Origin of the sequence: Nocardioides sp. LHG3406-4, from assembly GCF_049897745.1 — a bacterium.
Taxonomy (GTDB): domain Bacteria; phylum Actinomycetota; class Actinomycetes; order Propionibacteriales; family Nocardioidaceae; genus Nocardioides.
Window position 1 is genome coordinate 58,684 of record NZ_JAFCWV010000004.1, and the last position, 24,508, is coordinate 83,191.

At 71.9% G+C, this 24,508-nt stretch carries 22 protein-coding genes; 13 read left to right on the top strand and 9 right to left on the bottom strand.

The window, feature by feature from the left end; translation table 11 throughout:
- The first annotated feature begins 19 nt into the window (after positions 1-19).
- Positions 20-1,309 carry a hypothetical protein gene (locus tag ACP7BP_RS14540; RefSeq protein ID WP_426245538.1) on the top strand — a complete coding sequence of 430 codons (1,290 nt, stop codon included), beginning with the start codon at positions 20-22 and terminating at the stop codon, positions 1,307-1,309.
- A 28-nt stretch (positions 1,310-1,337) separates the two neighbouring features.
- On the opposite strand, the gene ACP7BP_RS14545 is transcribed toward ACP7BP_RS14540, so the two are convergent.
- Complete coding sequence (locus tag ACP7BP_RS14545) at positions 1,338-2,615, bottom strand: glycosyltransferase (RefSeq protein WP_426245539.1); 1,278 nt, start codon at positions 2,613-2,615, stop codon at positions 1,338-1,340.
- A complete protein-coding gene (locus ACP7BP_RS14550) occupies positions 2,612-3,748 on the bottom strand; it encodes a glycosyltransferase (protein WP_426245541.1) in 1,137 nt (378 codons plus the stop codon). Before ACP7BP_RS14550 ends, ACP7BP_RS14545 begins: the two co-directional genes overlap by 4 nt.
- Positions 3,749-3,956: 208 nt before the next feature.
- Between ACP7BP_RS14550 and ACP7BP_RS14555 the strand changes: the two genes are divergently transcribed.
- The 8 genes from ACP7BP_RS14555 to ACP7BP_RS14590 all read left to right on the top strand — a co-directional run bounded on the left by ACP7BP_RS14555 (position 3,957) and on the right by ACP7BP_RS14590 (position 14,955).
- Entirely contained in the window at positions 3,957-5,801 is a 1,845-nt protein-coding gene (locus ACP7BP_RS14555) for a sugar transferase (protein ID WP_426245542.1), read from the top strand.
- Positions 5,798-6,583 carry a GNAT family N-acetyltransferase gene (locus tag ACP7BP_RS14560; protein ID WP_426245544.1) on the top strand — a complete coding sequence of 262 codons (786 nt, stop codon included), beginning with the start codon at positions 5,798-5,800 and terminating at the stop codon, positions 6,581-6,583. Before ACP7BP_RS14555 ends, ACP7BP_RS14560 begins: the two co-directional genes overlap by 4 nt.
- A gap of 28 nt (positions 6,584-6,611) precedes the next feature.
- Positions 6,612-7,652, top strand: a complete 1,041-nt coding sequence (locus ACP7BP_RS14565) for a GNAT family N-acetyltransferase (RefSeq protein ID WP_426245546.1) — start codon at positions 6,612-6,614, stop codon at positions 7,650-7,652.
- Positions 7,653-7,720: 68 nt separating this feature from the next.
- Complete coding sequence (locus tag ACP7BP_RS14570) at positions 7,721-9,628, top strand: anthranilate synthase family protein (RefSeq protein WP_426245548.1); 1,908 nt, start codon at positions 7,721-7,723, stop codon at positions 9,626-9,628.
- Positions 9,629-9,715: 87 nt separating this feature from the next.
- Positions 9,716-11,467, top strand: a complete 1,752-nt coding sequence (locus ACP7BP_RS14575; RefSeq protein ID WP_426245550.1) for a sulfatase-like hydrolase/transferase — start codon at positions 9,716-9,718, stop codon at positions 11,465-11,467.
- Positions 11,468-11,568: 101 nt separating this feature from the next.
- Complete coding sequence (locus ACP7BP_RS14580; protein WP_426245551.1) at positions 11,569-12,996, top strand: hypothetical protein; 1,428 nt, start codon at positions 11,569-11,571, stop codon at positions 12,994-12,996.
- Between the two features lie 160 nt (positions 12,997-13,156).
- Complete coding sequence (locus ACP7BP_RS14585) at positions 13,157-13,720, top strand: anthranilate synthase component II (protein ID WP_426245552.1); 564 nt, start codon at positions 13,157-13,159, stop codon at positions 13,718-13,720.
- Positions 13,717-14,955: an anthranilate synthase component I family protein gene (locus ACP7BP_RS14590; RefSeq protein ID WP_426245554.1), complete on the top strand. Its 1,239-nt coding sequence runs from the start codon at positions 13,717-13,719 to the stop codon at positions 14,953-14,955. The genes ACP7BP_RS14585 and ACP7BP_RS14590 overlap by 4 nt, the downstream gene beginning before the upstream one ends.
- Here ACP7BP_RS14590 and ACP7BP_RS14595 read toward each other — a convergent pair.
- A complete protein-coding gene (locus ACP7BP_RS14595) occupies positions 14,947-16,320 on the bottom strand; it encodes a sensor histidine kinase (protein ID WP_426245556.1) in 1,374 nt (457 codons plus the stop codon). The genes ACP7BP_RS14590 and ACP7BP_RS14595 overlap by 9 nt on opposite strands.
- A 4-nt stretch (positions 16,321-16,324) precedes the next feature.
- A complete protein-coding gene (locus ACP7BP_RS14600) occupies positions 16,325-17,020 on the bottom strand; it encodes a response regulator transcription factor (protein WP_426245558.1) in 696 nt (231 codons plus the stop codon).
- A gap of 126 nt (positions 17,021-17,146) precedes the next feature.
- Between ACP7BP_RS14600 and ACP7BP_RS14605 the strand changes: the two genes are divergently transcribed.
- Positions 17,147-17,941 (top strand): hypothetical protein, encoded by a 795-nt coding sequence (locus ACP7BP_RS14605; RefSeq protein ID WP_426245560.1) that lies wholly within the window; start codon positions 17,147-17,149, stop codon positions 17,939-17,941.
- Positions 17,942-17,969: 28 nt separating this feature from the next.
- On the opposite strand, the gene ACP7BP_RS14610 is transcribed toward ACP7BP_RS14605, so the two are convergent.
- From ACP7BP_RS14610 to ACP7BP_RS14630, 5 genes are read right to left on the bottom strand one after another with little or no spacing between them, the layout of a single operon-like run.
- Positions 17,970-18,830, bottom strand: a complete 861-nt coding sequence (locus ACP7BP_RS14610) for a fructosamine kinase family protein (RefSeq protein WP_426245561.1) — start codon at positions 18,828-18,830, stop codon at positions 17,970-17,972.
- Complete coding sequence (locus ACP7BP_RS14615) at positions 18,827-19,351, bottom strand: low molecular weight protein-tyrosine-phosphatase (protein ID WP_426245562.1); 525 nt, start codon at positions 19,349-19,351, stop codon at positions 18,827-18,829. The genes ACP7BP_RS14610 and ACP7BP_RS14615 overlap by 4 nt, the downstream gene beginning before the upstream one ends.
- A gap of 7 nt (positions 19,352-19,358) precedes the next feature.
- Positions 19,359-19,745: a phage holin family protein gene (locus ACP7BP_RS14620; protein WP_426245564.1), complete on the bottom strand. Its 387-nt coding sequence runs from the start codon at positions 19,743-19,745 to the stop codon at positions 19,359-19,361.
- 19 nt (positions 19,746-19,764) lie between these two features.
- On the bottom strand, positions 19,765-20,919 hold the full coding sequence (locus tag ACP7BP_RS14625) for a heparan-alpha-glucosaminide N-acetyltransferase domain-containing protein (RefSeq protein WP_426245566.1): 1,155 nt from the start codon (positions 20,917-20,919) through the stop codon (positions 19,765-19,767).
- Positions 20,916-21,596 carry a GntR family transcriptional regulator gene (locus ACP7BP_RS14630; RefSeq protein ID WP_426245568.1) on the bottom strand — a complete coding sequence of 227 codons (681 nt, stop codon included), beginning with the start codon at positions 21,594-21,596 and terminating at the stop codon, positions 20,916-20,918. Before ACP7BP_RS14630 ends, ACP7BP_RS14625 begins: the two co-directional genes overlap by 4 nt.
- 189 nt (positions 21,597-21,785) lie before the next feature.
- Between ACP7BP_RS14630 and ACP7BP_RS14635 the strand changes: the two genes are divergently transcribed.
- From ACP7BP_RS14635 to hisC, 3 genes are all read left to right on the top strand, one after another.
- Entirely contained in the window at positions 21,786-22,673 is an 888-nt protein-coding gene (locus ACP7BP_RS14635) for a dimethylarginine dimethylaminohydrolase family protein (protein ID WP_426245570.1), read from the top strand.
- Between the two features lie 36 nt (positions 22,674-22,709).
- Entirely contained in the window at positions 22,710-23,258 is a 549-nt protein-coding gene (locus ACP7BP_RS14640) for a VanZ family protein (RefSeq protein ID WP_426246220.1), read from the top strand.
- 129 nt (positions 23,259-23,387) lie between these two features.
- Positions 23,388-24,470 carry a histidinol-phosphate transaminase gene (hisC, locus tag ACP7BP_RS14645; protein ID WP_426245571.1) on the top strand — a complete coding sequence of 361 codons (1,083 nt, stop codon included), beginning with the start codon at positions 23,388-23,390 and terminating at the stop codon, positions 24,468-24,470.
- The last annotated feature ends 38 nt before the right edge of the window (positions 24,471-24,508 follow it).

Consider the following 24,508-nt stretch of genomic DNA (forward strand, 5'->3'; position numbering starts at 1 on the left):
TGCGCGCGATCCCGCTAGCATGAGGTACCTGACTCGTCGCCCCAGTCGAGCCGCCACGCGCGGGCTGACCGTCCTCCTGGACCAGGCGACGAGCAGCCTGAGCAACTTCCTGTTCCTGCTCCTGATGGCCCGGTCGAGCAACACCCGGGACTTCGGCGCCTTCGTCCTCGTCTTCACGGTCTTCACGTTCGCCCTGAGCTTGAGCCGTTCCAGTCTCGGCATCCCCCTGAACACGGATCTCAGCGCGCTCGAGGGGGAGGAGGCGCGCGAGTTCCTCGGCCGGAGCATCGCTGTCGCGCTGGCCTTCGGAAGCACGGTCGGGGTCGCGGTGGGCCTCGTCGCGTGGATCCTGGCACCGGGAGGATCGCCCAGCACCGCGATGCTCATCCTGGCGGTGGCCTCGCCTCTGCTGGTGGCCCAGGACATCGGCCGCTACGTCAACATCGGCGGTGGGACACCCGGCCGAGCGCTCGCCTCGGACTCGCTGTGGCTGGTGGTCCTCGCCCTCGGGTACGTGTGGTTCATCGTCACCGACGCGGTGTCGCCCACGGCGGCGGTCGCGGTGTGGGTCGGTGGCGCCCTGCTGGCCCTGCTCGCCCTGCTGCCGTCTCTCGTCAAGCCGATCGTGAAGGGGACCGGACACTGGTTCCGCCGCGATCGCAGGCGCCGCCATCTGCTGTGGGACGCGGCCATCGCTGCCGCAGCACCACTGATCGTGGTTGCCGTGACCGCTGTCGTCGTGTCCTCGATCGCAGTCGGCACCATCCGTGGCGCCTCTGCACTCCTGACCCCCATCAACGTCCTCATCTCGGCAGTGGGGATGGGGGCCGTGGCCGAGGCCGCGCGACACGCCTGGCCGGTCGCCCGACGTCTCGTGGTGGGGGTCACCGTCGTCCTCGTCGCCGTCACCGTGCTGTGGGCGGGCATCCTGCTGGCACTGCCCGCGTCCTGGGGTCAGGAGCTGTTGGGTGAGACCTGGGAGCCGGCGCATCGGCTGTTGCCGGTCACGGCACTGGAGGTGGTCGGACTGTCGCTGTGGCAGGGCAGCATCGCGCTGATGCTCACCGGGGGATACACGAAGCTGGCCCTTCGCTTCCGGATGGCCTACGCGGCAGGAGTGATCACGCTGGCCTGCACCGCCGGGGTGATCGTCGGGTCCGCTCTCTCCGTGCAGCTGTCGATGACCACGGTGACGCTCGTCATCGCCGCCTCCAGCTGGTTCGCGGCGTTGCGGCTGACGAAGCCCGCGGGGCGGGTCGCCGGCGGGGTCGACGCAGGATCACCGCCCGCGCCGCCAGCAGCACCCTGAGCTCGACGGCCAGAAGTCCACCCCGGCCTCAGGGCCGGCGGGCTCGGCCGATCACCTCGTCCGCGAGAGCCACGATGCGCCGCGCCTGGGTCACGTTGTTCTTGTGCTGCAGGACGAACGCCCTGCCGGCCGCTCCCCGGGCGTTCAGCTCCTCGAGGGTCGACGCGAAGGCCGCCCCGAGTGCCAGCCGCACCCCTTCGGGACCGGGCTGATCGATCGTCAGCACGTGGTCGTAGTACTCCGCGGGCATGCCCGGCAGGCGGGTCGTCACGACCGGGGTGCCCGACGCCAGGTACTCCATGTTCTTGGACGGGAACGAGTACTTCGTGAACTCCTGATCGATCGGGCGCGGGTTCACCAGGAGCCAGGCGCGTCTCTCCTCGGCCATGACGAAGTCCAAGGGGCGAGGACCGTGGAACTGGACACGAGGATCGGCACGCGCGATCTCTCGCAGCTCCTCGGCGTAGTCACCGTCTCCGTAGATGATCAACCGAGCCGTTGCGTGGTCCCACTGCTGGAAGCCCACCACCAGGTCCTCGAGCCCGTACTCCTTGCGGAGCGCGCCGGCGTAGAGCACCGTCGGGCTCTCGCTCTTGGCCCCCGGCTCCCCGTGATGGGGATCCTCGCTGACCAGCCCCTCCATCACGATCGAGGGACGATGCCCTACGGGCAGGACGTCGGTCATGTGCGGCGTGAGGACCACGAAGGCATCGAGGCGGCTCACGCAGGCGGCCACGACCCGCCGTGCGATCTTGTGGACGACTCCCACGTCCCGGTGGGACGCGTCCGCGACGTCGGCCATGTAGGAGTACAGGTCGCAGAAGATGCCCACCCGGGCGACTCGGGCACCGACGAGGGCGGCCAACGGCGCCGGCATGGCCGTCACGTACGCCCCGTCCAGGATCATGAGCCGCGTCGGCGCCTTGCGGGTTCGCCAGCGCCACAGGAGGGTTCGCCAGTACAGCGCGAGCGAGGCCGTCCCCTGCTTGGCGAGCGCCACGTTCGGGAACGCCATGTGGTCGATCACGTGGTTCGGGGACCTGTGCTCAGACCTGCGCGGCCAGAAGCGTCCGCGGTGGAGCGCCGGAGCGACGGCCCGGCCCACCACCGAGTAGACATGACAGCCCTGGACTCTCGTCAGGCCTTCCTGGACGAGGGTGTGGAACTTGAAGGACGCCTCCGGCATGCCGTACGTCGCGGTCTGCGATCCCTCTCGGACGAGCTGCTTCATCCGTGCGAACTCGTCTGGTGAGGGGGCGCTCGAGATGTAGAGCACCTCGACGGTGTTCCGCGCACGTGACGTCAACGGCCAGCTCCTATCCGGGTCACTTCGGCCTGCAGGATGGCGGCGACCCTCTCGGCGCGGTCGGCCGAGCTGGGAAGCTGATCGGCCAGTCGCAGACCCAGCTCGACATGGGCCGCCACCCGGTCGGGCGACGAGAGCGTCTCGACGACGGCCTTCGCTGCACCCGCGGCGTCGAGGGGGTCGAAGTAGACGGGCGCGTCGCCGCAGACGTCCCGGACGAAGTCCCGGTCGGAGGCGAACAGCACGCGCCCCATCCGCATCGCTTCGAGAGGCGCGGCCGAGAACGCCTCGAGCAACGAGGGGAAGATCGCGCCGTCCACTGCGCCGTAGACGGTGGGGACGACGTCTATGGAGATCGGTCCGATGTTCTCGCAGCAGGAGCGGAACTTCTCCGACATGGACTCCCACTCGGCCGCGGTCAGCGTGACCACGAACCTGAGCTTGGCGCCCAGACCCGCTGCTTCGGAGGCCAGGCGCGGCAGGAACTCGTGGTTCTTGTGCGGGTAGGCCCGCGCGACGTAGCAGAGCACGTGCGTGTCGGGCGCAGTGTCCGGCAGCGCACGGGGAAGAGGCGTCCAGTGCTCGGGCTCGTCGAAGATGCCGTGGTAGGAGTTGCTCACCACGTCGATGTGGTCCGCGTCGGCGACCCTCCGTCGGATGAGCTGCTTGGCGATCGCAGGGGACTCGACGACCAGCCGGTCCGCTGTCCTCGTCAGGAGTCGCGACACGAAGCCTCGCAGCGCAAGGAACGCCTGTTGGCGCCTGCTGCTCGCCTCACCGGCAGGGACCGGGAAGACCGAACGCACGTCGGCGAAGCCGACGATCCGCCGGCGGGCCCGCGGCCAGCCGTACTCGGGCCCGAAGACGAGGAACGAGACGTCGTGCCGGCGCCGGCGCGGCATCCACTGCCGGATCTTGTAGGGCCTCGAGTCATGGATCCGGAGACCGGGCAGCCCTCGCGCAGCCGCGCTGAGGTTGGCGTGCACCTCGCTGCTGACCAGGATCGTGGCGGTCCGCAGCCACGGCGCGTCCGGCAGCCGCACGAACTCGTCGATGAGCGATGCCCCCACCTGGACGCCGCCACCGACGTGGAGGTTGGAGGCGTCGATGAGGACCGGTCTGGTGCCGCTCACGGGCGACCCGTCCACGCGTGGCGTCGTCGAGGGGGGCGGGCAGGGATCGCGTGCCCGCACGAGGCTGGGCCTAGCCCGGGCTTCATCCAGCGACCTCTCTCGCGCAGCACAGCATGAGCGGCCAAGTGTAGGTGTCCCACCCGGAGGGACCGAGCGGGAGCAGGTGCCGTTGCCACTGCGTCCCGCCCGCGGGACTACCCTCGTCGCCATGCGGGTCCTGTTCCTCACCCAGTGGTTCGAGCCCGAGCCCACCTTCAAGGGACTCCAGTTCGCCAAGGAGCTGCAGCGCCAGGGTCACGAGGTCGAGGTGATCACGGGCTACCCCAACTACCCCGGTGGCACGGTGTACGACGGCTACCGGATCAGGGCCTACGAGCGCACCGTCGTCGACGGTGTCGTGGTGCGTCGCGTCGCCCTCTACCCCAGCCACGACTCCTCCGGCGCCCGTCGCGCGCTCAACTACTGCTCCTTCGCGGCCACCTCGACGCTGGCAGCGTTGCTCGGTCGCCGACCCGACGTCGCCTACGTCTACCACCCCCCGGGCACCACGGCTCTGCCCGCCATGGCGCTGCGGCTGCTGCGCGGGGTGCCGTACGTCCTGGACATCCAGGACCTGTGGCCGGACACGCTGCAGGCGACGGGCATGGTGGGCAACCCCCGTGTGCTCGGCGTCGTCGGCGCCTTCATGGACGTCGCCTACCGGTGCTCGGCGCACGTCGTGGTGCTCTCCGCGGGCTTCCGGCAGCGTCTCCTGGCGAAGGGCCTCGACGACCGCAAGTTGACGGTGATCCCCAACTGGACCTACGAGGATGCCATCGAGCCGGTCGACGAAGCCTCTGCCCGTCGCAGCCTGGGTCTCGAGGGCACCTTCAACGTCGTCTTCGCGGGCACCATGGGCAAGGCGCAGGCGCTCGAGACGGTGCTGGAGGCCGCGCACGCCATGCGGGAGGACGAGGACGTGCGCTTCGTGCTCGTCGGCGGTGGCATCGCGGTCGAGAGCCTGACCCGTCAGGCGGCCGAGATGGGTCTACGGAACCTGGTCTTCCTGCCTCGCCGCCCGACCTCGGAGATCGGTGAGGTCCTGGCTGCGGCCGACGCGCTCCTCGTGCACCTCAAGGACGACCCGCTCTTCGAGATCACGATCCCGTCCAAGATCCAGGCCTACCTCCTGATCGGCAAGCCGCTGCTGATGGGTGTCCGCGGGGACGCCGCCGCGATGGTCGAGGCTGCCGAGGCCGGCGAGGCGTTCGCGCCCGAGGATCCCGCGGCGATGGTCACCGCGATCCGTCGTCTCAAGGCTCTGCCGCCGGCGGAGCGTGCGGCCATGGGTCGGCGGGGCAGTGCCTACTACGAGCGGGAGCTCTCCCTGGCCGTCGGCAGCGCCCGGTTCGCCGACGTGCTGGGCCGGGCGGCGAGCCGCGTGCCGTACGCCAGGACGAAGCGTGCGATCGACGTGGCAGGGGCCGCGTCGGCACTCGCCCTGCTCGCCGTACCCATGGCGGTCCTGGCTGCACTGATCAGGAAGCGGCTGGGCAGTCCCGTGCTCTTCCGCCAGGAGCGCCCCGGCCGCCACGGCAAGCTGTTCACGATCCTCAAGTTCCGCACCATGACCGACCAGCGCGACGAGGACGGGCAGCTCCTGCCCGACGCCGACCGGCTGACGCGGTTCGGCAGCACGCTGCGCACCTCGAGCCTCGACGAGCTTCCCGAGCTGGTGAACGTGCTCAAGGGAGACATGAGCCTGGTCGGACCCCGCCCGCTGCTGCCCCGGTACATGCCGTACTTCTCGGACGCGGAGCGCAGGCGGTTCCTGGTGCGCCCGGGCATCACGGGTCTCGCCCAGGTCACCGGCCGCAACCTCGCGACGTGGAACGAGCGGCTCGCCCTGGACACGTGGTACGTCGACCACGTCTCCCCCTGGTTGGACCTGAAGATCGTCGGGAGGACCATCAAGGGCGTCCTGACGCGCGACGGTGCGGTGGCCGCACCCGTCTCGGTGATGCGGGACCTCGACGACGAACGCCGCGCCGTCACCGTGGAGCGCTCCTCTTGACCGTCATCCGCCTCGCAGGAGTCCAAGACGTCGAGGAGATGGCCGAGCTCTCGCGGAGGTCCTTCGATCCACCCCTCCGCGACCACCTCGTCACCACCCAGCCCCGCACGGGCGAGTTCTGGAGGATCTTCGTCGAGCATCCGGGGAGCTTCCCCGGCCTCCGCTTCCTGGTCGCCGACGCCGGGCCGGGCGGGATCGTCGGGCTGGCGGACTTCCGGCACCCCGAGCCCGCGACGGGCTTCCTCTCCCACGTGTGCGTCTCCGCGGCAGCGCGGGGCCAGGGCCTGGCCACGGCGCTGATGCGGGCCTACCTGGAGGAACGGCCGGACGTGCAGCGGATGGAGCTGGACGTGTTCGAGGGAAGCACCGCGGCGCGTCGCCTGTACGAGCACCTCGGCTTCAGGGCTCGGTCGTCGTCGTCCTGGTGGACCATGCCCCTCCCAACCTCCGAGAGGGACACCGACACAGGGATCGCGTTCGCCGACCTCCACGGGTCTTTTGCGCGGTTCGGCCTCTTCGGCTTCTGCGAGCTCCACGGGACCTTCCGCGACAGGGAGTTCCACGTGGGACGGATCGGCGAGGAGGTGCTCAGGCTCTTCTCGCCTGACGACGCCTCGGACACCGGTCTCCTCGGTGCGCTGGGCGCCGTGTTCCCCACGCTGAGCCGGGCCCTGGTCGTGACGCCCGGGGACTCCGCCCCCGCGCTGGAGCGGCTCGAGCTCCTGGACCGCTCGGTGCGGATGGCAGCAGAGGACCTCCGGGCGATCGCAGGGCCCTCGTGAGCACCCCCAATGCGTCCGGAGCCCGGTGATGGCGACGTTCACCCTCGAGACGGACTCGTCCGCCCGATGGGAGCAGGCGTGGGCCGCGACCGGCCGCGAGCCGTTCGCGCACCCGGCGTACGTCGAGCTGCAGTGCGGCACGGGCGAGGAGGCCCGCGCCGTCTGCTGGGCGGACGACGGCGGGGAGATCCTGCTTCCCCTGGTGACGCGTCCCCTCCCGGACTCGCTGGAGGTCCGAGAGGTCAGCGACCAGGGCTGGGTCGACGCGGTCTCGCCCTACGGGTACGGCGGCCCCTTCACGTCCGGAGCGCCCGACGTGGCGGCCTTCATGAGCGCGCTGCTCGAGTGGATGCGCGAGGCGAGGGTGGTGACCGCCTTCCTGCGCGCGTCGTTGGGTGTCCCGATGCCCGCGAGCCTGGACCTCGACGGCTACGAGGCCGTGCACCTGGCCGACAACGTCGTCGTCGACCTCGGTCGCTCCCCGGAGGAGCAGTGGAGCACCTACGAGCACAAGGTCCGTAAGAACGTGAACAAGGCGCGTCGCGCCGGCCTCCAGGTCACGGTGCGCGACGACTTCGACGGCCTCGAGGCGTTCCTGGGCATCTACCACGACACGATGCGACGACGCTCGGCGTCCGACCACTACTACTTCGGCGCCGACTACTTCGCCACCATCCGTGACCGGATGGCCGGCTCCTACTGGGTCGCGGACGTGCTGGACGGCGACGGTCGCACCGTGTCCACCGAACTGGTCCTCACCAGCGACCGGCGCTGCTACTCGTTCCTCGGCGGCACGCTCGAAGACGCCTTCCCCATGGCCCCCAACGACCTGCTCAAGCACGAGGTGATCAGCCACGCCGCAGGGCTGGGCATGGACGGCTACGTCCTCGGCGGGGGATACCAGCCGGGTGACGGGATCTTCCGCTACAAGCGCGCCTTCGATCCCGAGGGGGTGCAGCCCTTCCAGGGCGTGCGCCTCACGGCCGACTCCTCGACGTACGACGCCCTCTGTGCCGCTCGGCGCGGCGGCGACCCGGGCTCGTTCTTCCCGGCCTACCGGGCTCCCTGACGCCTCGATCGACGTCCCACCGATGGACGGGCGCGGCTCGACCCGCGCGCCGTGGCTAGGGTTTCGCCATGACTGCCGCTGACGCCCGTGCCGCGATCGAGGCGATCCAGGCGCACGAGGCATGGGCGATCATCCGGCGCTCCACCCGGGCGGGCGACCGCGACACGGTCGGCATCGTGGGCGGCACGCGTCGAGTGGTCGAGTCGCTCCTCGATGTGCCCCTCGAGGAGGGCCCGCCCCGCGACGGTCACATCGCCGACCGGCTGCTGGCCGTCCCGTTCCGGCAGGTGCGCGAGCGTGGCTTCGAGGCACACGACGACGGCACCCCGCTCGTCGTCGTGGACGTCGAGTCCGAGCTCGAGTTCTCCGTTGCCGAGGTGGTCGACGCGATCGACGACACCGGCGTGGAGTTCACCGACCGGGGCGGCTTCGAGACCTCCGACGAGGACTACGCGAAGGTCATCGAGTCGATCATCGGCGACGAGATCGGCCAGGGCGAGGGCGCCAACCTCGTCATCGGCAGGCACTACCGCGCCACCGTCGCCGACTGGGGGGCCCACACGGCGCTGACCGTCTTCCGCAGGCTGCTGCAGCGCGAGCGGGGTGCCTACTGGACCTACGTCTTCTTCACCGGCGACCGCTACCTCATCGGCGCCAGCCCAGAGCGGCACGTGACCATCCACGGCGGTGACGTCCGGATGAACCCGATCAGCGGCACGTTCCGCATCCCCCGCGACGGCGGCGTGCACGACCGGCTCCTCGACTTCCTCCGCGACGAGAAGGAGATCTACGAGCTCTTCATGGTCGTCGACGAGGAGCTGAAGATGATGTGCGACATCTGCACCGAGGGCGGCCAGGTGCTGGGCCCGTTCCTCAAGCCGATGAGCCACCTCGTGCACACCGAGTACCTCCTCGCCGGGCACACCGGTCGCGACCCGCGGGAGGTCCTGCGCGACACGATGTACGCCGCCACCGTGACCGGCTCGCCGGTGGAGAACGCCTGCCGGCTGATCAAGCGGTACGAGACCGAGGGCCGCGGCTACTACGGCGCCGCGCTCGCGATCCTCGGCCGCGACGCCTCGGGCGGGCCGGTGGTCGACAGCCCCATCGTCATCCGCACCGCCGACGTCGGCCTCGACGGGCGGCTCACCGTCACTGCGGGCGCCACGCTGGTGCGCGACTCCGAGCCGGCGTACGAGGTCGCGGAGACCCACGCCAAGGCCGGTGGCATCCTCAGTGCCTTCGGCCTGGTGCCGGCGGCGCCCACGCCGGACGTCAACATCGCCGAGCTGGTCAACGACGAGGACGTGCTGCTCGCGCTTAACGCCCGCAACCGCCGCCTCAGCACGTTCTGGCTGACCGACCAGGCCGGCGCGCCGCCGGACCCGTCGCTGGCCGGCCAGCGGGTCGGCATCCTCGACGGTGAGGACGACTTCGTGAACATGCTGCGGCACGTCCTCGGCGTCCTCGGGCTCACCAGCGAGGTGATCCGGCACGACGCCTACGCCGACGGAGCGCTCGACGACTTCGACCTGGTCGTCGTCGGGCCTGGTCCTGGCGACCCGCGCGACGACGACGACCCGAAGATGCGGCGGTTCCGCGCTGCGGTCGACCGGCTGCTCGAGCGACGCCAGCCGTTCCTCGCCATCTGCCTGGGCCACCAGGCGCTCTGCCACCGGCTCGGCATCCCGCTCGAGTTCAAGGACATCGTCTTCCAGGGCACCCAGTCGCCGGTGGAGATCGACGGCCGGGTCGAGCGGGTCGGCTTCTACAACACGTTCGTCGGCAGGTCCGGTGGCCCGCTGCCGGACGGTGTCAGCGTCGAGGCCGACGAGGCGACGGGCGACATCCACCTGGTGCGCGGGCCGCACTACCGCGGCATCCAGTTCCACGCCGAGTCGATCCTCACCGAGCGCGGCCGCGACCTCATCCACGAGCTCGTGCGCGACCTGGTCGGCACGTCTTCGGCGAAATGACCGAAATCCGTTCGCATTTCGGGCAACCTGATCGCAGTCCGCTGCGTCTACTTCAGTGGAGACCGGTTTGAGGGGGACACCGCGCGCATGCGACGTCACGGGGGCATCGCAGCGCTGATCGGCCTGATGGCCGGCTCGGCGTTGCTCGCGGGTTGCAGCGTGCTCGGGGTCAGTCCCGGGTCCGCCGCTGATTCCTCTCGGCCGGTCTCCGACCAGTCCGCACCGCTGACCACCCAGGTCCGTCCCGCTGCTGGCGGCGCCGTGGCCCCGGCGATCACCCAGGCGGACCGCCCCAGCATCGTGTTCGTGCTGATGGACGACTTCTCGATGGACCTGCTCCAGACGATGAAGGGCGCGCGCCGGCTGGCCCGCACGGGCGCGTCGTACCCGCACTCCTTCGTCGTCGACTCGCTGTGCTGCGTCTCGCGCAGCAGCATCTTCACCGGGCAGTACCCGCACCAGACCGGCGTGCGCACCAACACCGCCGCCGGCGCCGGGGCCGATGGGCCGATGGGCGGCTGGGAGGCGTTCGACACCTACGGCAACGCCGAGCGCAGCTTCAACACCCGGCTGCAGGGGGCGGGCTACACCACGGGGTTCGTGGGCAAGTACCTCAACGAGTACGAGTACGTCCCCGGCCGCAAGCCCGTCCCGCCGGTCCCTCCGGGCTGGTCGCAGTTCAACGTGGTGTTCGGCTCGGCCTACGACGGGTGGGACTTCCACAGCACCACGATCAGCGGCGGACAGCTGCAGCTGCGCGCCCACCCGGCGCCGCCGCTCGGCTCCACCACCGAGGCCCTCGACGACGCCTACGCCGGCGAGATCATCGAGGACTACGCGCTCGACTTCATCCGCGCGCACCGCGATGACCGGGCGCCGTACTTCCTCGAGGTGGCGCCGTACGCCACCCACAGCCGCACCACGGCCGAGGGCGCCTACCCCGGCGACCCGCTCTTCCCGCCGGCGTTCCGCGATCGCCCGGGCGGCACGAACGCCGCCGGCAACTGCGGGATGCCGTGTCGCCGGCTGACCGTCGACGACCTGCCCGGGTACGCCGACGACAGCAGCGACAACCGGCCGCGCCGCCGCAACGGGAGCCCGGCCACCGCCTGGAACACCCAGGCCAGCCGGCTCCCGACCTCGGCGTACGTCACTTCGCTGCGCACCCGCGCCCAGATGGCGCAGTCGGTCGACCGCACCCTGCGCAAGATCATCAAGGCCGTCGGTGACGACACCTACGTCGTCCTGACCTCCGACAACGGGTTCCACCTCGGGCAGCTGGGTCTCGGCCGCGGCAAGGGCACGGCGTACGACACGGACGTGCGGGTGCCGCTGCTGATCGCGGGACCGGGCGTGACACCCGGCGCGCGTGCGGAGATGGTCAACAACATCGACCTCGCCCCGACGTTCGAGGACCTCGCGGGCGTCGCGTCGCCGCGCTACCGCTCGGGCAGCTCGCTGGTGCCGTCGCTCCGGTCGCCGGCGAAGGCGGAGCGCAACTTCGTCTTCTTCGAGCACACCTCACCCAGGTCGAGCGACGACCCCGACCAGGCCTTCACCGGCGACGAGCTGAGCCGGATCCCGTCGTACGTCGCCGTGCGCAGCCGCACGGGGCTGCTCATCCGGTACGACCTCGACCCGACGCCGGCCAGCGTCGAACGCGGGTACGAGTTCTACTCGTACGCGAAGCGGCCTTGGGAGCGGAAGAACACGTTCGCTGCCCCACGGAACCAGGCGGAGGTCGAGGTGCTGATGGGCAAGCTGAAGGCGTTCGACCGGTGCGCGCGGGCGACGCGGGGCGCAGCCGTGAGCCCCGCCTGCCACGACCTGACCCGCTGACGAGAGGGCGCCGATGCCGCGCGCGTTCATAGCACGCCCAGGTGTCCGGCCGCGGTCCAGCGGCGGTCAGGACGGCCAACGGGCGACGTTATGCTGACGTGATGCCTGACTCCACCGGAAGCGCTCAGTTCGCAACCACTCCCTCGTGGGTCCGGTGGTGGGTCGTTGCCTGCATCGTCTGCGTCTTCGGCCCGTACGTCGTCTCCGGCGTCCGGACCGAGCAGCTGGCCATGTACGGCTCGGCGGGCGCGATCCTCGTCACGCAGGCCCCCCGGCTGTGGCTGTTCCTGAGGCCTGCCGTGCCGCTCCTGGCGGTCTGGGCCTGCTACGTCGCGGTCGCCCTCGTCGCGACCCTGACGGCGGTGAACGACACGATCTGGAAGTCGGGCTCGCTCGTCGCCGGGCTGGACAACGCCTTGCTGCCGATGGCCACGATCGTGACGGTCACCTTCTGGGGGGCCCTCGCCAGGGGCCACGACCTCCTGCGCGTCGCCTGCCAGGCACTCGTCGCGGGGATGTGCCTCAACACGCTGGTCTCGATCTGGACCGCCTACGCCGGCATGGACGTCCCGGTACTCGGCCGCTTCTGGGCGGCCGGGAGCTCGGACCTGACCGTCGCCGTCCTGGCGGGGCAGAACGGGCGCTTCTCAGGCGTCTTCAACCAGCCCGCCGAAGCCGGCATCGCCTACAGCCTGGCGGCCTTCGCGGTGCTCTATCTCGTGCGCATCTCGGGGACGGCGCGATGGCCGCACTACCTCGCGTGGTCACTCGTCATCGTGGGCGGGCTGCTCACCCTGTCCAAGGTCTTCGTCGTGGGCGGCATCGCGGTCGCAGCGGTCATGCTCTTCACCGACCGTCGGAACCGGGCCCGGATGGGCGCAGCCGGTGCGGTGACCGTGGGCGCGGCGGTGGCCGGGGCCGGGCTCGGGCTCACCGGCGCCTGGGGAGCGTCGACGATGCTCAGCTGGTACCGCGCGAGCGTCCAGGCGGGCGACTCGCCGTTGTACACCATCAGCGCCGGCCGCTTCGGCAGCGCCGGCGATGTGCCGGCGCCTGTCGTGACCCCCGGTGCTCCCGATCCCGTGGAGCCGACGGTGCCCGAAGGGCTCGCCAGGATCGCCGCGGAGATCCTTCATCACGACCCGGTGATCGGGCTCGGTGCGCGGGGCCTGCAGGTCTCCTACGACTCGACGTGGGGCGAGGCGATCGTCACCGGTGGGCTCGTGGGAGTCGGCCTGATGCTGATCGTGCACGCGATCATCGTGGCGCGCACGTACCGTGCGAGCCGCCGCCTGGCGGCACCGGAGCGAGTGCTCGCGGTCGCCGTGACGGTGCTGGTCCTGGGCTCGTCCTTCGGGATGCCATCGCTCACCGGGAACCGCGAGTCGACGCTCCTGTGGATCTTCGTGGGGCTGCTCGTGCTGGCTCCCTCGACCGCAGCCCTCCGCCGCAGCAGGTCCCTCGACGGGCAGGACACCTCGGCGCCTGACTCGCCCGCCCATGAGGATGCGCTCCGGGGCGGCCGGTAGCCGCACTCGGCTCAGGCCGTTTCCGGCCGGGCTGCGCTGAGCTCTGCCGTCACTCCTCGCGCTGTGCGGGGGTTGCAACGCCGGCAAACCGTGGTGATCCCCGGATATCCGGGGATCCCGACCCGACGACCCGACGACCAGCGACCACTAGGTTGAACCCGTGCCGGAAGTCGTCGTCGTCGACCACCACGACTCCTACACGTGGAACCTCGTGCACCTCGTCGCCGGCGTCACCGGACGGGTGCCGGAGGTGGTGCAGCACGACGAGACCACCGTCGCGGCGCTGGCCGGGTTCACGCACGTCGTCCTGTCCCCGGGCCCCGGACACCCGAGCAGGCGGGCCGACTTCTCGGTGGGCGTCGACCTGCTGCTCGAGGCGACCCGCCCCGTGCTCGGCGTGTGCCTGGGCATGCAGGGCCTGGTCACGGCGTACGGCGGTCACGTGGAGCGGGTCGCGCCCGCCCACGGGGAGGTGGCGCACATCCGGCACGACGGTGCGGGCGTGTTCGCCGGGCTCCCGCAGGACTTCGACGCCGTGCGCTACCACTCGCTGGCCGCGGTCGCGCTGCCCGAGGAGCTGGTCGCCACCGCGTGGAGCGAGGACGGCGTCGTGATGGGCGTGCGCCACCGCCGCCTGCCGCTCGAGGGCGTGCAGTTCCACCCCGAGTCGATCCTCTCGGTCCACGGCGCCGAGCTCGTCGCCAACTTCCTGGGCCTGACGTGACCGGCCCGGAGGAGTTCTTCACCGACGTGGCCGCCCGCCACCCGCGCTGCTTCTGGCTCGACGGCGGCGGCGCCAGGGAGTGGTCGGGGCGCCGGTCGGTCGTGGGGTGGCTCGACGACGACGACGTCTCGCTCACCTACGACGCCGGCCGGGGCACGGTCAGCCGGCACTCGGGCGGCCGGTCCGAGGTGGTCGGCGACGACGTGTTCGGGGTGCTCGAGGCGGAGCTGGGGTCCGGGGAGGAGGACGACCAGTGGTTCGGCTACCTCGGGTACGCCGCCCGGCGGGACCTCCCCGCCACCACCGGCGGCGGGCTGCCGGACGCGGTGTGGATGCGGGCCCGGCAGGTGCGCCTCTTCGACCACGACCCGACGACCGCGAGCGGCGGCCGGCCGCCGCAGGGCGAGGCGCCGCCGGTCCCCGACGAGTACGCCGCGGCCTTCGTCGAGGTGCAGGAGCAGCTGCACGCCGGCAACAGCTACGAGGTCAACCTGACGCACCGCCTTGAGCGGGGGTCGCCGGCCGACCCGGTTGACGTCTACCGCCGGCTGCGCCGGGCGAGCCCCGCGCCGTACGCCGGGTTCCTCCAGCACGACCTGGCCGATCACCGGGCCTGGCTGCTGAGCTCCTCACCCGAGAGGTACGCCCTGATCGGCGCCGACCGGACCATCGAGACCAAGCCGATCAAGGGCACCACTCCCCGGGGCCGTTCCGTCGGCGAGGACGAGCGGCTGCGCGCCCTGCTGGCGGCCGACCCGAGGTTCCGCGCCGAGAACCTGATGATCGTCGACCTGCTGCGCAACGACCTGTCGATGGTGTGCGAGCCCGGCAGCGTGGAGGTGCCGGCGCTGATGCAGGTCGAGTCCTACGCGTCGGTGCACCAGCTCGTCTCGACCGTGCGCGGCCGGCTGCGCGACGACGTGTCGAGCGTGGGCGCGCTGCGGGCGCTGTTCCCCGCGGGCTCGATGACCGGGGCCCCGAAGCTGCGCACGATGGAGATCATCCGCGACGTGGAGTCGACGGCTCGGGGTGTTTACGCGGGCGCGTTCGGCTGGGTCAGCGCCGACGGTCGCGCCGACCTCGGCGTGGTGATCCGGTCGCTGATGACCGGCGGCGACGGGCGCTGGCTGCTCGGCACCGGCGGGGGGATCACCGTGCGCTCCGACGTACGCGAGGAGTGGGCGGAGTCGTGGTGGAAGGCGCACGCCCTCGAGGCGGCGCTGGGGTCAGGCTGACGCGGCCGGCAGCCACATGGAGACGCGCGCGCCGCCGGCGGGCGAGGCGTCCGCCCGGACCGCGCCGGAGTGCCGCTCGACCACCTGGCGCACGATCGACAGGCCCAGGCCGGAGCCGGGCATCGACCGCGACTCCTCCGACCGGTAGAAGCGCTCGAACACGTGCGGCAGGTCGGTGTCGGAGATGCCCGAGCCCTCGTCGTCGACGGTGAGCACGCCCTCGGCCAGCCGCACGGTGATGGTGCCGTCGGGAGGGCTCCACTTGGCGGCGTTGTCGAGCAGGTTGGTCACCGCACGCTCGAGTGCCGCGGACTCTCCACGCACCGGCCACGGCTCGAGCACCACGTCGAAGGTGGCGGCGGGAGCGCGGCGGCGCACCCGGGCCACCGCCCGCTCGGCGACCTCGGCGAAGTCGATGCGCTCGACGACGTGGTCGATCTGCTCGTCACGGGCCAGCTCGACCAGGTCGCCGACCAGGGTGGTCAGCTCCTCGGTCTGGGCGCGCACGTCGGAGAGGAGCTCGCCGCGGGCCGCGTGGGGAAGGCCGTCGCCGGCCTGCGCGAGCAGGTCGATGTTGGTGCGGAGGCTGGTGAGCGGGGTCCGCAGCTCGTGCCCCGCGTCGGCGACGAGCTGCCGCTGCCGGTCCCGTGAGGCCGACAGGGCCGCCAGCATCTGGTTGAAGCTGGTCGCCAGCCGGGCGATCTCGTCGTCACCCTCGACCGCGAGCGGGGTGAGCCGCTCGGTCCGGGCGATGTCCTCGAACGACGCGGTGAGGCGGCGCACCGGCCGCAGGCCGTTGCGCGCGACAGCCCAGCCCGCGAAGGCGGCGGTGAGGATGCCGATGCCGCCGCTGGTCAGCATGATCGTGCCGAGGCGGTTCAGCGTCCGCTCCTGCGGGGCGAGCGGCTGGGCCAGCACGAGCGCCTGCTGCGCCCCGGCCGGCACCGTCGCGACGCGGTAGCGGGTGCCGTCCGCGGCCACGACCGTGCGCACGCTGTGGGGAGTGTCGCCGGCCGCCACGTCCAGCTCGCGCCGGCCGAGGGGGATCGACGGACCGTCGTCGTCGGCGGTGAGGACCCCCTCGTCGGAGGTCACGAAGGCCACCCGCACGTCCGCCGCGCCGAGCATCCACGACGGCACGTCGCGGGCCGTCATCTGCGCGAGCGTGGTGTACGACGCAGCCTTGTTGGCGCGGTTGAGCAGCGACTCGTCCAGGGAGTCCTGGAGCTCCATCCGCATGGTGACGAAGGCGCCCAGCGCCATCAGCGAGATCGCCACGCCGACCGCGGCGGTCGTCAGCAGCGCTACGCGGCTGGCCAGGGACCGCCGGTAGTGCCACCGGCCGTCGTCGTGCAGGGTGTGCAAGGGCTCACGCGTCCTTGAGGACGTAGCCGACCCCGCGCACGGTGTGGAGGACCCGCGGCTCGCCCTCGGCCTCGGTCTTGCGGCGCAGGTAGCCGACGTACACCTCGAGGGAGTTGGCGGTGGTGGGGAAGTCGTAGCCCCAGACCTCCTCGAGGATGAACGAGCGCTCCAGCACCCGCCGCGGGCGGCGCAGGAACATCTCCAGCAGGGTGAACTCCGTGCGGGTCAGCTCGATGGACCGCTCTCCACGGCGGACGACCCGGGTGGCGATTTCCATGCTGAGGTCGCCGAAGGTGAGCGTCTCGTCCGGATCGTCCTCGTGGGGTACGACGCGGCGCAGCAGCGCGCGCAGCCGCGCGAGCAGCTCCTCCAGGGCGAACGGCTTGGTGAGGTAGTCGTCGGCGCCGGCGTCGAGACCCTCGACCCGGTCGCCCACGGCGTCCCGGGCGGTCAGCACCAGCACCGGGACGTCGTTGCCGGCGGCCCGGAGCGCACGGGTGGCCTCGAGGCCGTCGAGCCGCGGCATCATCACGTCCATGATCACCACGTCGGGGGCCGTCGACGCGATGCCGGCGAGCGCCTCGGCTCCGTCGGAGGCCAGCGCGACGGCGTACCCGTTGAACTCCAGGCTGCGTCGCAGCGACTCGCGGACCGCCCGGTCGTCGTCGACGACCAGGACGCGTTGACCGGGTGTGTTCACGGCCCCATGCTGCCAGCCGGGCCTGAGCCGCGCCTGAGAGTGCGGGAAGAGGAGCTGCATCCGCCGACGACTGCATAATGAGCACCCCCGCGCCGGCGGGAGGTCAACGAGGAGGCTGCCAGGTCGATGACGGATCCTGCAGCGGCTCGCGATGGGGTGCGGCGCCTCCTCGTCGCCGCCGTTCTCGCAGTCGTCGTCGCCGTAGCTGGCCTCACCTCCGCCTCCGCATCAGCCCGGGCGCCGGGCACGCTGACCACCTCCGACGGTGTCCTCTTCCAGGCATGCGTCCACCACCCGGTGGCCTACGCGGCGACGCCGGGCTCCGGGAACTGGTCGCTGTTCCTCTCCAGCACGCGCAGCGACGGCGCCCCGGGGCCGTTCGTCAGCCTGTCCTCCGCCCTCGGTGACCAGCCCAGCGGGTCCACGACCCTGGACTTCTGCGGGTACGCCGGCACGGCGGGCGTCTACGTCCCCGGCGACTACACGCTCTCCGGAGCGCTCAGCTGGGTCGACGCCGGCGGCGTCACGCACGCCGAGCAGCTGCCGTCAGCGGCGTTCACCATGGCCAGGCCGCAGACGCGGACCGCCCTCACCCTCTCGGACCGCACGCCGAGGCCCGGTCAGCCGATCCGGTTCCGGGTGAAGGTCGACGTCCAGTCGCCGAGCGGCTGGATGCGGGTGCCTGACGACGCCCTTCCCCTGCGGCTGCGAGTGCTGGCCCGTGGACCCGGCGAGAGGACGTTCACCCCGCTGCGCGGCGCCAACGGCGTCTACGACTACGGCGGCACCTGGTCGCGGAAGGTCCGCTGGCTGGGCACCCTGCCGCGCGCGCAGTTCGAGGCCGAGACCCGGGGCAACCGCCTGCTCGCGGCGTCGACGTCGAAGGTCGTCCGCCTGACCACGGTCCACAGGCGCCGGTGACCACGGAGGCCGGCCCGCTGGCGCGCCGTCAGGCGTAGCGTCGGGCGAGCTCGGCGGCCCGCGTGCCGTAGGACCCGCCGAAGTGGCAGGCGTGCACGAGCAGGGGGTGCAGCTGATGGATCGCCAGCCGGTCCTCCCAGCCGTCGGCCAGCGGGCTCGCCTCGTCGTACGCCGCCATCACCCGCGGCAGGTGTGGCAGCCCGAAGAGCGCGAGCATGGCGAGGTCGAGCTCGCGGTGCCCGCCGTAGGCCGCGGGATCGATGATGTGGACGTGCCCGTCGAGGCCCCACAGGCAGTTGCCGTTCCAGAGGTCCCCGTGCACGCGGGCCGGCGGCTCGTCGGGCAGCAGCGTGGCGAGCCTGCCGATGATGGCCTCGATCGTGGCGGCGTCGGCGTCGGTGACGGAGCCCCGGTCGCGCGCGATCTTGAGGTAGGGCAGCACCCGGCGGGTGGCGTAGAACTCCGGCCACGACGCGGCGGTGCGGTTGGGCAGCGGCAGCTTGCCGATGAAGCCGTCCCGCTCAGCGCCGTACGACGCAGCGCCGGCCCGGTGCGTGACCGCCAGCCGCTGGCCGAAGTCGGTGGCCGCCTCGAGCGTGGTCTTGCCCGGCTCGACCCAGCGGATCACCACGCACTCGTGGTCGACGCCCAGCACCTCCGGCACCGGCACCCCGTCGGGGGTCTCGCCGAGCCAGCGGAGACCGGCGGCCTCCGTCTCGAAGAAGCCGTCGGGCGCGCGCGGGAGCGTCTTCATCAGCGCCGTGGTGCCGTCGTTGAGCCGCAGCCGGGTGGCGGTGGAGATGTCGCCACCGGCGACCGGGGCGGTGCTCACCACGGCCACGCCGAGGAGCTCCTCGGCACGCCGGGCGACGAGTGGCTGCCGCGTCACGAGCCCGACCCGACGCGAGCGGCCCGGAGAGCGGCCACGAGCGCGGCACTGGTGCGTTCGACCATGGTCAACACCTCCCTGAAGCCGTCCTCACCACCGTAGTACGGGTCCGGTACGTCGCTGCCGGGGTCGACCGGATCGAACTCGCGGAAGAGCCGCACGCGGTCGGCCGAGCCGCCCAGGGCCCGTACGTCGGCCAGGTTCGCCTCGTCCATCACCAGCACCAGGTCGTGGTCGAGCCAGGTCGCGTCGAACTGCCGGGCGCGGTGGGCCGACCCGTCGTACCCACCGCCGGTCAGGGCCGCTGCGGCCCGGGTGTCCATCGGCCGGCCGACGTGCCAGTCGCCCGTGCCGGAGCTGGCCACCTCGACGGTCCCGGCAAGGCCTGCCTCCCGGAGCTTGGACTCCAGCACGACGTGGGCCATGGGCGACCGGCAGATGTTGCCCAGGCAGACCAGGGCGATCCGGTAGGGACCGGACGCTGCGGCCGACCTCGGGAGCGGCTCGGGCACGTCGGGCACGGGCGCCTCAGTCGTCCAGCACGGCGATGTCGATGAAGCCGTTGACGATGGTGATGACCAGGCCCCCGAGCAGGGCGGCCCAGAAGCCCTCGACGTGGAAGCCGATGTCGAGGTGACCGGCGATCCAGGCGGTGAGCATCAGCATCAGTGCGTTGATGACGAGCAGGAAGAGCCCGATGGTCAGCACGATGAAGGGCAGCGACAGGATCTTCACGACCGGCTCCACGAACACGCTGACGGCGCCGAGGATCAGCGACACCAGCAGCAGCGGGACGATCTTCTCCTGGACCTCGTCGAGGCCGGCGTTCGGTCCGTCGAACCAGATGTCGTCGAGCAGCCAGGCCGCCACCGCGACGGCGGCGGCGGTCGACACCAGCCAGGTCACGAAGCGCATGCGGCCACCCTAGTGGGGCTCATTCGCGGCCGGTCAGGGCTCTCGCGACCGCCCCGCTGCAGGCCCCGATGAGCGACTCCAGGGGCCCCCGCGTGCGGGCGAGTGCGTACGCCGCCCCGATGAGGAGTACGACGAGCACCTGGGGGAGGTAGCTCGACGGGACCTCCGCCGGCGGGATCTCCGGGGTGAGCAGCACGATGTGGAGCGAGTAGAGCGTCAGCGTCATCGCGCCGGCCCCGAAGACGACCGCCCATCCGCGGGTGACGACCCGCGCGGCCAGCACAGCGAGGCCCAGCACGGCCAGCGAGCAGCCGATCGTGTGGAGGAAGGTGAACGACGTGCCCGAGTGCGGGCCGATGGGGACCAGCCACCACCACGAGTCGGTGGGCGTGGTCCCGAAGGAGCCCTGGTCGAGCTGACGGCGCAGCTCGGTCCACGTGGTGGCACCGCCGTGGTCGGCGCGCAGCAGTGCGCGACGTACCCCGGCGTCGCCGGTGAGGTCGGTCGACACCACCCACGTCACGCCGGCCACCGCCGCCCCGACGAGCGCCACCCGCGCGGCTACCGCGGATCGGCGGAGGTCGAGCCGACCGATCGCCAGGCCGGCCAGCAGGTAGGCGAACCAGCCGATCGCCGGGTAGTAGCCGGTGAGCAGGAGGCTCTGGGCCAGGTCCGCCGGCGCGGCCAGGTGCTCGAAGGACGGCACGAGCCGCGCGGGCGACTCGAGGCCGGAGCGCAGCAGCATGCTGGCGACCGGACCCGCCACCGTCCAGGCCAGGGCGAGCAGGGCGAGGGGTCGCCAGCCCAGCCCGAGGAAGGGCAGGGCCAGCACGAACAGCACGGCGTAGTAGACGAGGATGATGGCAATGTCGGTCGGCAGCCCGCCGAGCAGCAGCCCGATGAAGGCGATCAGCAGCGCCCGGACCACGATGCCGGCGCGGTCGCCGTGCAGCCGGCGCCCCTGGTGCGGCCGCGCGCCGCCGGTCACGAGCGCGAGCGACACCCCGGCGAGCAGGGCGAAGAGCCCGGACGCCCGGCCCGACGCGATCGACTGGATCGTGGTCAGCTCGCCGTCGCCGCCGAGCGGCTCGAGGATGTGGGTCGCCATCATGCCGAGCAGGGCGAGGCAGCGCGCGACGTCGACGCCGACGATGCGGCCGGCGGGACCGGTCACGGGCGCGGAGACGCTCCCAGCGCCCCGATGATCGCGGTCTCGGCGTCGGCGAGGTGCTGCGTCAGGTCGTCCGCGGCAGCGTCGACGTCTCCCCGCTCCAGCATCATCACCAGGTGGGTGTGCGTCCCGGCCTGGTCGTGGGCGTTGCGCCGGATCCGGTCGATCTGAGCGAGGGCCAGCCTGAGCTCGGCGCTGAGGCTCTCGGCCACGGCGACGAGCCGGGTCGAGCCGAGCAGGCCGACGAAGGACGCGTGCACGGCGAGGTGGCGCTCGTTGAGCAGCTGGTAGGACCCGCCGGCGGCGACGGCGCCGGTGTAGGCGACCAGCGCCGCCCGGACCCGTTCGCGGGCCGGCTCGGCCGCCAGGTGCCAGTTGCGTACGCCGGCCACCTCCAGCACCGCCCGGGCGCGGCACACGTCGCGCACCGACTCCGGGTCGGGCGCGGCGACGGCGACGCCGCGGTTCGGCTCGCGGGTGGCCAGGCCCTCGGCGACCAGGGCGGCCAATGCCTCGCGCACGGTGGGTCGGGAGACGCCGAGGGACTCCGCAAGGGCCACCTCGCGCAGCGGGGTGCCGCTCTCTAGCTCGCCGTCGAAGACGGCTCGGCGGAGCTCGTCGGCGACCCGGTCGACGGTCGAGCTCTGCTCGATCCCGAGCGAGGCGAACTGGTCTGGCATGCAGACATCCTCCCAGTCCTCGTCCCAGTCCTCCGCCCAGTCATCCGCCCAGTCATCCGCTCAGTCCTCCTTCAGGTCCCGGGCGGGCCGGCCTAGCCCGACTTGCGCCGTACCGGTCGGTCGGGCACACTGCGGAGGTTGTCAGATTGTCTGACAATCCGACTACGACGCCTGAGGAGGCGACCCGGCATGAGCGCACTGGCGTGGGGCACGAGCTACGCGATGGTCCGTCCCGACCACTTCCGGGTCGACTACCGGATCAACCCGTTCATGGACCTCGCCGACCAGCCCGACCCGCTGCTGGCCCGCGACCAGTGGGACCGTCTGGTCGCGGCCATCGAGGAGCGCGGCGGCACCGTGCAGGTGCTCGAGCAGCGCGAGGACGCGCCCGACATGGTCTACGCGATGAACCTCGGCCTGGCCGTGGTGCGGCCCGACGGCACGCCCTCGATGGTGATGTCGCACATGCGCTACGCCGAGCGCCGGATGGAGACCGACAGCGCGCAGCCGTTCTTCGCCGACCTCGGCTACGCCACGTCGTACGTCGGGCTGGAGGGTGTCGGCGCCCACTTCGAGGCGGGCGACGCCTTCGCCTGGGGCGACGCGCTCGTGGTGGGCTACGGCCCGCGCAGCGAGGAGCTCGCGCTCAAGCACCTGGCCACCGACCTCGGCACCCGGGTCCGCGGCTTCCGCATCACCCACCCGGGGATGTACCACATGGACCTCGCGTTCTGCCCGCTCGACGACCGCCGAGCGATCGTCTGCCCGGCCGCCTTCGACGACGCCTCCGCCGCCGCGCTGCTGGAGCTCGTGCCCGAGCCGCTGATCCTGTCGGAGGCCGACGCCCTCGAGACGTTCGCCGCCAACTCGATCGTGATCGGCACGACGATCCTGATGCCGGCCTGCCCCGACGCGGTGCGCGCCCGGCTCGAGGCGTGGGGCTTCGATATCGTGCTGCTCGAGCTCGGCGAGTTCCACAAGGGTGGCGGCTCGATCCGCTGCCTGACCAACCCGCTCGACGTCACCATCGGCCGCGACCTGCCGGTGGTGCCCGGTGGCGAGGTCGTCATCCCCTGACGGGGGTCGGTCGGTAGCCTCGACGACGTGGTGGAGATGGCCGGCACGGGCAGCATGGTGCTCGGCAGTCTCGCGGCCGGTGCGGTGCTGATCCCCCTGGCGCTGCTGCTCCGGCGGCGTCTCGGCTGGGTCACCGGCTGGGCGATCGCGGGCCTGCTGTGGTCGGTCGTGGTGATCGCGTTGGTCACGCTGCTGCCCACAGACGCCTCGATCGGGGTGGTGCCCGCCGAGTCGCGGTTGCCGGAGTGCTCGATGGACTACGGCGGTCCGGCCCCGGACGGCTTCTGGATCCTCTCCGGCGGCCAACGCGCGCTCAACACGCTGCTCTTCGTGCCGGCCGGCGCGTTCCTCGTGCTGGCGGTCTCCCGGTGGCGGGCCGGGCTCGTGCTGGCGCCGGTGGGGCTGCTCGGGCTCGCCGGCTACTCCCTGCTCATCGAGCGCACCCAGTTCGAGCTGGCACGGATCGACCGCGCCTGCGACATCACCGACGTCGTCGACAACGTCACCGGCGCGGTGATCGGCTTCGCCATCGGCCTGGTGCTCGTGCTGGTGCTGCGGCCGTGGCGGCACCGCTCTGCTCAGTGAGGTTGCCGGCCGCGGCGACCACCTCGGTTTCGAGGCTCCTCGCTGCGCTCGTCGCACCTCAACCAGCGGTGACGTCGCACCTCAACCAGCGGGGATGTGGCGGCTCAGACTGCGGTTAGGGTGACGCGCATGTCGCACCCGCCCTCCGCCCCGACGCCGCGCCGCAACGTGCTCGAGATCCCGACCTACGTCGCAGGCAAGTCGGCCGCGCCCCGGCCCGGACTGACGTCGTACAAGCTGTCGTCGAACGAGAACCCCTACCCACCGCTGCCGGGCGTGGTCGAGGCGGCCCAGGCGGCGGTGGCGCAGATGAACCGGTACCCCGACATGGGCAGCTCCGCCCTGTACGACGCCCTCTCCGCGCGGCTGGGTGTGCCGGTGAGCGACCTGGCCGCCGCCACCGGGTCGGTGGCGCTGATCTACCAGCTGCTCCAGGCGTTCTGCGAGCCCGGGGACGAGGTCGTCTATGCCTGGCGCTCGTTCGAGGCATACCCGATCGCGGTGGCCGCCGCCGCCGCGACCTCCGTGCGCGTGCCGCTCCGCGAGGACGGCCACCACGACCTCTCCGCGATGTCCGCCGCGATCACCGAGCGCACCCGGGTCGTGCTCGTCTGCACGCCCAACAACCCGTCGGGACCGTCGGTGACCCAGGCCGAGCTCGACGCGTTCATCGCCACGGTGCCCGCGCACGTCGTGGTCGTCGTCGACGAGGCCTACCTCGAGTTCGTGCGGATGGCCGACCCGGTCGACGGGGTCGCGACGTACCGCACCCACAGCAACGTCATCGTGACGCGGACCTTCTCCAAGGCCTACGGGCTGGCCGGGTTCCGCGTCGGCTACGCCATCGCGGCGGCACCACTGGCCGGCGCCCTGCGTGCGGTGTCGCTGCCCTTCGGGGTCTCCGGGGTCGCCCAGGCCGCGGCCATCGCGTCGCTCGACGCCGAGCCCGAGCTGCTGGCCCGGGTCGACGAGCTGGTGTCGCGGCGGGCCGAGCTCGTCGCCGGCCTCACCGACGTGGGCTGGCGGGTGCCGGACCCCCAGGGCAACTTCGTCTGGTTCGCGCTGGGGGAGCGCACGACCGAGTTCGCCGCGGTAGCCGACGAGCTCGGCATCACGGTGCGCCCGTTCGCGGGGGAGGGCGCCCGGGTCACGGTGGGCGAGCCGGAGAGCCTCGAGCGTGTCATCGAGCTGGCGCGCCGTTTCGCCCGCTGAGCGCGCTACCGTGACCTGACTTTTCGGGAGGAAGCATG